Source organism: Porphyromonas sp. oral taxon 278 str. W7784 (assembly GCF_000467855.2).
In the GTDB taxonomy this organism is placed as follows: domain Bacteria; phylum Bacteroidota; class Bacteroidia; order Bacteroidales; family Porphyromonadaceae; genus Porphyromonas.
This window is the reverse complement of the sequence record NZ_KI259235.1, coordinates 1-8,760: the sequence shown is the minus strand read 5'-3', so window position 1 is coordinate 8,760 and position 8,760 is coordinate 1. Positions and strand designations below refer to the sequence as shown.

Sequence of the window (8,760 nt, the reverse complement as noted above, 5' to 3'; positions counted from 1 at the left end):
TAGCATAGCTATTACCGCCCTTCTTTTTATAGTAAAGACCAACACAAAGGAATCCCATGAGCAGCATGATCTCAGCACGATGAGCCAGGGATTTGAGCCCAATCACTTAGCAGGAGGCGGTGACCAGCAATTACTGGTCACCGCCCCGCTTCGTTTTACCGGGTGTGGGAGGCACCTTACCCTCTCTTTTCCTCCTCTCCTTCATTTCCGACTTCCCTTAGAGCTTCTATGCTAGGGGTAGGGGAGTAGGAGGGGGATGTTTTTCCTTGCTCCCTGTCTGTCCCTTTTCCTTTCTGTTGCTATCCACCCCTTCAGGCTAGGGCGCTAAACTAGACTCTAGGGTACAATGCACTTCTACGTCTCTTAGCCTTTTCTCCATCCGCTATCAGTAGCCTCTTCCATTTCCATCGGGGTTTGAAGGAGGAGGCTAGGGAGAAAGACGTTATCAAGGGGGCTCGCCTTCGGGGCACTGTACATTATATTATAAGGGTCTCTTTTGAGGGCAAAGAAGGAGGACAAGGGGAGGGGGCAAAAACGGGTAGGTCGTCGATGCGACCTACTGTGGGTCGTCATCAAAACCTACTGTAGGCTTTTTCGGCGACCTACCGTAGGTCGTTTTTTAGCCCTTCTGAAGGTAGGGGCTTTCACCCGTGGAAAGGGTGGGTGTTTGGGAAGGAGAGAAATGCCTTGAATTTGATGCTCGGAATGAGCTCAATTTGGGGGTGTCGTTCGTGAGGGATCTGCTCGGGATTTTTCCTTTGAGGTACTTCGGATTTTATCCCTCTGGAGCTTGGGTACCCTAGAGATTACACCTGAGGGGTGGAGGGCATACTTTGGGATGAGCTTCGTCGCTAGATCTGAGGTGTAAGAAGAGAATCGGTAGCCCTTCTCACGCCTCTCGTTCCGAGGGGCGGATGGAAAAATAGAGGGAGGGGGATTCTGCGATGGGACTGAGCCTACGGGCAGTGTAGTGCGAGGCTCTTCCTTCGCCTTGGGCTGAAGGTGGGGGCTGCTTTCTTGGGCGCTTCTTGCAGATTCTATACTTTTGTTTACCTTTGTGAAAAATAGCAACAAATAGTATTCGCCTAAGATGAAGTGTACGACGAACATGATGACGATGATGATGATGCAGATGATGTCTGCATCGGGTCACTCGTATCTGTAATTCGTCGCTTGGTCGGTACTAATAGATATGATGAGCCCGCTGCAGTCCCCCGATTGCAGCGGGCTCAGTGCTTTTTGCTTCACCCCATTCTTTCACACCCCCTAACACAACTTACGCCTCATGAGTACAAACGTAACCACCCAAGTCCTTCACGCTGGTTTTGAGCCTTCTGCTAACAACGGATCGACCGCTGTGCCCCTCTATCAGGCTAATGCCTTCGCCTTCGATAGCTGTGACCACGCCGTCGGGGTCTTTGACCTTCAGATACCCGCTTATCTCTACACCCGCCTTAATAATCCCACGACCGATGTGCTGGAGCAACGCCTGGCCGCCCTCGACGGTGGGGTCGGAGCGATCGCTACGGCTAGTGGCATGAGCGCTGTGGCTACGACGATCTTCACTCTGCTACGTACGGGCGATCATATCGTGGCTTCGTCGAGCGTCTATGGGGGTACGTACAATCTCTTGAGCGTCACCCTTCCCCGCCTCGGGATCACGACGACCTTCGTCGATGCACACGATCCTAAGGCCTTCGAAGCAGCGATCCAGCCCAATACGAAGCTCGTGTACACCGAGACGCTGGGCAACCCTAAGCTTGACTTCGTCGATATCGCTGCGGTGGCGGATGTGGCCCATGCACACGGCCTGCCTCTCGTGGTGGACAATACCCTGACGCCTATCCTCTGCCGTCCGATCGATCACGGAGCAGATATCGTGATCTATTCGCTGACGAAGTACTTCTCGGGCAATGGTACTGCGATGGGTGGTGCTGTCGTCGACTCGGGGAAGTTCGATTGGACCAATGGGAAGTTTCCCGACTTCACCGAGCCCAGCCCAGGGTATCATGGTCTGCGCTACAGCGAGACCTTCGGCCCAGCCGCCTTCATCGTCCGAGCTCGTGTAGAAGGGCTTCGTGACATCGGTGCTTGCCTTAGCCCTACGAATAGCTTCCTCATCATCCAAGGGCTGGAGACACTCTCCCTGCGTATCAAGCAGTCTTCGCAGAGTGCGCTGGAGATCGCCCGTTGGCTCCAGCAACATCCCGCTGTCGAGTGGGTACACTACCCGGGGCTGGAGCAGGATGAGCACCACGAGATCTGCAAGCGCTACCTTGACGGAGGCTTTGGCTGTATCATCACCTTCGGTCTGAAGGGTGGATATGAGGCAGCTAAGAGCTTCGCCGACCATACTAAGCTCTTCCGTATCGTTGCTAACCTCGGGGATACGAAGTCGCTGGTCATCCACCCCAGCAGTACGACGCATCGTCAGCTCAGCCCTGAGCAACAGGTATCAGCCGGCGTGACTCCCGACCTCGTACGTCTCTCCATCGGTCTCGAGGATATCGAGGATCTGAAGGCAGACATCGAGCAGGCTATTCTCGAAGCTACACGCTAGGATGCTTAGGGATATCTTCATCGACGACTTCGTCTCCGAGGCAGGCGAGCAGTACGATCACTTTGCGCTGAGCTATGAGGCGGCAGGGCCTCCTCTGGGCTCAGCGCCTGTGATAGTCGTGAACCATGCCCTCACGGGGAACTCTACCGTCACAGGGGAGCGAGGCTGGTGGAGCAAGCTCATCAGCGAGGAGGGAGCTATATCGCCCGAGAGCTATACGATCCTAGCCTTCAACATCCCAGGCAATGGCTACGACGGGCGGGAAGCCTCAGACCCTGAGCGCTTCACTCTGAAGGACGTCGCTCGGCTCTTCATCCTAGGTCTGGAGCGCCTCGGCCTCACCCGAGTCTATGCGATCATCGGTGCCTCTATGGGGGGAGCTCTCACCTGGCAGATGGCTTATCTACAGCCCGAGTTGGCGGAGAAGATCTTCCCCATCGCCTGCGACTACAGGGCGTCGGACTGGCTTCTGACTCAGACCTTGATCCAGAAGCAGATCCTGAGGAATTCCTCCGAACCACTAAGGGATGCCCGTATCCATGCCATGTCGTGCTACCGCACCCCGCAGTCGCTCAACGCCCGCTTCACGAGTACACGTCAGGGGACGGCAGGGCAGTACGATGTGGAGAGCTGGCTTCTCTATCACGGTGATGCACTGCAGGGTCGCTTCAAGCTCTCGGCCTATCAGGTCATGACCCATCTGACCTACTCGATTGCAGTCTGTGAGGAAGCCGAAGAGCTGGCACGTATCACCTCGGAGATCCATATGGTGTCGATCGATAGTGACCTACTCTTCACCCATGACCGAGCCGAAGCTACCTACCAGGCGCTCTCTGCCCAGAGAGACGGTGTGACGCTTGAGACCATTCACTCCATCCACGGGCATGATGCCTTCCTGATGGAGTATGAGCAACTGAATCGAATCATCCTACCTTACTTCCCCACACGTATATGAAAGTCTTAAAGTTCGGAGGGAAATCCCTTGACAATGGCCTCGGTATAGCCACGGTGCTCGACATCATCATCGACAGCTATGAGCAAGGGGATGCCCCCGTGGTCGTGGTCTCTGCTCGAGGGAAGAGCACCGACGCTCTTCTAGCCCTCGTAGAGCGGGCTCGTAGGGGGGAAGCCTTCGATGAAGATCTGGCTTGCTTCTGGGCACATCAGGGCGAAGGACTATCGCTGAGCTTCGAGGAGGAGCAGAGGGAGCTTGATCGCCTGCTCACAGGTATCTCCCTCTTGAGAGAATGCAGTCCTCGTCTAGAGGATGCACTCGTGAGCTACGGGGAAATCCTCTCGTCGAAGTACGTCGCAGAGGCCCTCAGGTCACGGGGCTATTCGGCAGTGGCGATCGACTCGGGAGACTTCCTCGTGACGGATGATCACTTCGGCTCTGCCTCGGTCTTTACCGAGGTCTCTCGGGAGCGCTGTCAGGCGCTCTTCTCTAGGCTTCCCTCGGGTACGATCCCCATCGTCACAGGCTTCATCGCCCGCTCCGAAGCAGGGGAGCGCACGACGCTTGGGCGCAATGGAAGTAACTACAGCGCTGCCCTTCTGGCGAACTTCCTCGGAGCGTCGATCATGGAGAACTTCACCCATGTCGACGGGATCTATACCGCCAATCCTACCCTGGTCCCCGAAGCACGCAAGATCGACGAACTCTCCTATGCCGACGCCGCTGAACTGTCGCAGTTCGGTGCCGACATCCTCCATATCAAGACCATCGAACCTCTGGAGGAGCGGGGCATTCCCCTTCGGGTGCTCAATACCTTCAGCTACGGCGAGGAGCATAACGGTACGCTAGTCACGGCTCATCCTCGTGACCGTGTGGTGCGGGCGCTTGCTTCGCTTACGGGCAAGGCGCTCATTCACTTCGAAGGGCGCAATATGCTCGGTCGTCCGGGGATCGACGCACGTATCTTCCGAGCCTTCGAGAGCGCTCATGTCAGTGTGAGCATGGTCGCTCAGGGCTCTACCGAGCGAGGGACGGCCATCGTCGTCGACGAGGGTGATGCCGACCGAGCAGTGACGGCACTGCACGAGGAATTCAAGCAGGATCTACACGAGGGACTCACGACGAAGATCTACGCCGAGAAGGGGCTCGCTGTCGTGGCGATCATCGGGCTCAACCTTGTGGAGTTCGACCGTCCTTACCGAGCTCTGGTGCGCAACCGCATCCTCCCGATCCTCCTGAGTAACTCGGTGCCTGAGAATACCCTTTGCCTCTTGGTCAAGGGTGAAGAGGAGTGCGTCAAGGCGCTGAAGGTTATCCACGGAGAGCTATTCGAGCGCCCCAAGCGCATCCATCTAGCGATCATCGGACACGGCACGGTCGGCGGGGCACTCATCGGGCAGATCATCCAGCAGAGGGAGCTACTCCGGGAGCAGAAGCACATAGACCTGCGCATCTTTGCTATTGCTAATTCGAGACAACTTCTCCTAGCTCCGACGGGGGTAGGAGAGCAGTGGGAGGAGGAGCTCCAGCAGGCTCCCTTCACGGGGGATCTGGCCGAGACACTCATCGCCTACGGACAGCGTCATGCGCTGGAGAATATGATCCTCGTCGACAACACTTCCTCTGTGGCGATCGCCTCGAGCTACCCGCTCTACGCCAGCAACGGCTTCGATATCGTCTCCTCGAACAAGAAGGCGAATATCGCCCCCTACGCCGACTATGCTCACCTGAGAAGTACCCTACAGCGCCACCGCCGGAGCTATCGCTACGAGACGAATGTCGGGGCGGGACTCCCTCTGATTGATAATCTCAAGCTCCTGCATCTCTCCGGTGAGCGGATCACCCGCATCCATGGACTTTTCTCCGGAAGCCTCAGCTATATCTTCAATCGTCTGAGCCAAGAGCCCGAGCGCTCCTTCCGTTCGATCGTCGAGGAGTCTGCACGTCTCGGCCTCACCGAACCAGATCCCCGTGAGGACCTGAGTGGCGAAGATGTGGTGCGCAAGGTACTCATCCTCGTGCGTGAACTAGATGTGCCCGCCGAGCTCTCGGACGTCAGCTGGGAGAACCCCGTACCCGAGTCACTTCGCAGTCTTTCGCTCCAGGACTTCTGGGAGCGCTTCGGCGAACTAGAGGTCGAGATCGAGCGACGCCGTCAGGCGCTCAACTCCGATGAAGTCCTACGCTATGTGGGCGATATCATCTGGGACGATGTACGGCAGGAAGCCACGCTCACGGCGGGGCTACGTGCCGTCTCTAGCTCGTCGCCTCTTGGGCGGGTGAGCGGAGCAGATAGTTGCTTCGAGATCTATACGGAGAGCTACGGCAGTCAGCCCATCGTGATCCAAGGGGCAGGTGCTGGAGCGAGCGTTACGGCCCGAGGAGTCTTCGGCGATGTCCTGAGATTGGCCGAGGGGTACGAGAGTTAGAAATATTGGCGTTGCACGGGTGCTTTCCCTATCTTTGTAGTGTTCGTATTGAATGTTCCACTCTAACCAATTCAACAATGTTCTATCAAGCGATACGCACTAAGAGACGTCAGCTGCTCACCCTACTTCTCCTACTTCTGGCTAGCCCTCTAGTGGCACAGCAGTACTTCCCCCACGTGGATCACTCCTCGCCCAAGGACGAGCACGGCGCCCGCTGGGTCTTCGGAGGTCTCGTCTCCTACTGGCAGGACAATAAGGCTAAGACCACCAATCTCCAGCTTGCTCCCGAGGTAGCCTACCTCTTCAATGACGACTGGGGGCTCGGGGTCGTAGGTAGCTACGAACTCGAGAAGAAGGGCAGTGACAAAGAGAGCCTCTGGGCGCTACGTCCCTTCGTGCGCTACTACTATATGCATCGTGAGCCCTTCAATCTCTATCTGGATGGAGGCTTCGGTGTAAGTGCCTCTTCGGGTGTGAAGGGCTGGGAAGTCGGCCTCCGTCCTGGCGCTTGCGTCGACCTGACGAAGGGCCTCTGCCTCTGCCTACGTCTCGGCTTCATCGGCGTGCGTGATCGCTTCGCTGGTGGCGAAGAGGCGGGGATCGGCACCACGGGCTTCGGCCTTCGCTTTGCTCCAGAGGAGCTACAGATCGGTCTGGAGCTCGAGCTCTAAGACCTAAGGCTTCGGATTTACTAACCCCAGCGGACGGAGTGTCAGTCTCCGACGCTGGGGTTTGTGCTATCTATTTGATCCCTCCATTTGGGATCCACGGTAGGTCGCTCTTGCGACCTACCGTGGATCGTCTTCACGACCTACAGTAGGTTTCTTTGGCGACCTACCGTAGGTCGTTTTTGCCCCTCTTCGTCGACCCCCTCCGATCCCGCTGGATATCGGCCTTTGGGAGGGGTGTGGGAGAAGTAGTAAAATCTAGGGAAATGGGGCGCAAAAATCCAGGGCTGTCTGACAGGCCCTGCATTGCTCCCTCTGACAATTTGTCCGACTTGGAGTACGGGCTTTTCTTGGCACACGCTTTGCCCTAAGTAAGGCGTGAGTGTAAGTTGTTAGATCCTCGATAGGCATCGCCCCTTGCTCCTCCCTCTAGAGGGTCGGACAAGCGGGGAGCCTGGACAGGAAGCTCGAAGGCAAACGCTCGCAAAACATAGTCAAGTAAAATATAAAAGCAACAATAGAATATTATGGGAAAGATCATTGGAATAGACCTCGGGACAACAAACTCTTGTGTCTCTGTACTCGAAGGGAACGAACCTATCGTCATCGCTAACAGCGAAGGTAAGCGTACGACTCCCTCTGTCGTCGCCTTCATCGACGGCGGCGAACGTAAGGTAGGGGATCCTGCCAAGCGTCAAGCTATCACCAACCCCACGAAGACGATCTACTCGATCAAGCGCTTCATGGGTGAGACCTTCGAACAGGTCAAGGACGAAATAACTCGTGTACCCTACAGCGTAGTCCGTGGCGACAACGACACGCCTCGTGTCGACATCGACGGCCGCCTCTATACTCCTCAGGAAATCTCTGCGATCATCCTGCAGAAGATGAAGAAGACCGCTGAGGACTACCTCGGCGCCGAAGTCACGGATGCTGTCATCACGGTACCTGCCTACTTCAACGACGCTCAGCGTCAGGCTACCAAGGAAGCTGGTGAGATCGCCGGGCTCAATGTCCGTCGTATCGTCAACGAACCTACCGCTGCTTCGCTCGCCTACGGCCTAGACAAGAGTGACAAGGATATGAAGATCGCCGTCTTCGACCTGGGTGGTGGTACGTTCGATATCTCGATCCTCGAGCTCGGGGATGGTGTCTTCGAAGTTCGCTCGACCAACGGGGATACGCACCTCGGTGGTGATGACTTCGACCACGTGATCATCGACTGGCTCGCTGACGAATTCAAGGCCGATGAAGGTGTAGACCTCCGCCAGGATCCTATGGCCATGCAGCGTCTCAAGGAGGCTGCTGAGAAGGCTAAGATCGAGCTCTCTAGCACGACCTCTACGGAGATCAACCTCCCCTACATCATGCCCGTGGGTGGTATCCCCAAGCACCTGGTACGCACGCTGACTCGTGCTAAGTTCGAGCAGCTGGCTGACCGCCTGATCCAGGCTTGTGTCGCTCCCTGTGAGACGGCTCTTCGTGATGCAGGTCTCTCACGTAGCGATATCGACGAAGTCATCCTCGTCGGGGGCTCTACACGTATCCCTGCTATCCAGGCCATCGTAGAGAAGATCTTCGGTAAGGCCCCTTCTAAGGGAGTCAACCCTGACGAAGTCGTCGCCGTAGGTGCTGCTATCCAGGGGGGGGTACTCACTGGTGAGATCAAGGATGTCCTTCTGCTCGACGTCACTCCTCTCTCCCTCGGTATCGAGACGATGGGTGGTGTGATGACTCGCCTGATCGATGCGAACACGACGATCCCTACCAAGAAGAGTGAGATCTTCACCACGGCTGTAGACAATCAGCCCGAAGTAGAGATCCACGTCCTACAGGGCGAGCGTTCGCTGGCTAAGGACAACAAGAGCATCGGGCGCTTCAAGCTCGAGGTAGCTCCCGCTCCTCGTCAGACGCCTCAGATCGAAGTGACCTTCGATATCGACGCCAACGGTATCCTCAATGTTACCGCTCTGGACAAGGCTACGGGCAAGCAGCAGAAGATCCGTATCGAAGCCTCCAGCGGTCTCTCAGATGCTGAGATCCAGCGTATGAAGGACGAGGCTGCAGCCAACGCTGAAGCCGACAAGAAGGAGACCGAACGTATCTCTAAGCTCAACCATGCCGATAGCCTGATCTTCCAGACGGAAA

At 56.6% G+C, this 8,760-nt stretch carries 6 protein-coding genes; all 6 read left to right on the top strand.

Annotation, left to right across the window (positions count from 1 at the left end; all coding sequences use genetic code 11):
- A partial coding sequence (locus tag HMPREF1556_RS08825; RefSeq protein WP_021667111.1) for a hypothetical protein occupies positions 1 to 235 on the top strand: 235 nt, incomplete at its 5' end.
- Between the two features lie 1,050 nt (positions 236 to 1,285).
- Positions 1,286 to 2,560 carry an O-acetylhomoserine aminocarboxypropyltransferase/cysteine synthase family protein gene (locus HMPREF1556_RS04490; protein ID WP_021667108.1) on the top strand — a complete coding sequence of 425 codons (1,275 nt, stop codon included), beginning with the start codon at positions 1,286 to 1,288 and terminating at the stop codon, positions 2,558 to 2,560.
- A 1-nt stretch (position 2,561) separates the two neighbouring features.
- Entirely contained in the window at positions 2,562 to 3,515 is a 954-nt protein-coding gene (locus tag HMPREF1556_RS04485; protein WP_021667107.1) for an alpha/beta fold hydrolase, read from the top strand.
- Positions 3,512 to 5,944: an aspartate kinase gene (locus tag HMPREF1556_RS04480; protein ID WP_021667106.1), complete on the top strand. Its 2,433-nt coding sequence runs from the start codon at positions 3,512 to 3,514 to the stop codon at positions 5,942 to 5,944. Before HMPREF1556_RS04485 ends, HMPREF1556_RS04480 begins: the two co-directional genes overlap by 4 nt.
- A gap of 77 nt (positions 5,945 to 6,021) precedes the next feature.
- Complete coding sequence (locus HMPREF1556_RS04475) at positions 6,022 to 6,615, top strand: hypothetical protein (RefSeq protein ID WP_021667105.1); 594 nt, start codon at positions 6,022 to 6,024, stop codon at positions 6,613 to 6,615.
- Between the two features lie 524 nt (positions 6,616 to 7,139).
- Positions 7,140 to 8,760: molecular chaperone DnaK (dnaK, locus tag HMPREF1556_RS04470; RefSeq protein WP_021667102.1), on the top strand; the 1,621-nt coding region annotated here is incomplete at its 3' end.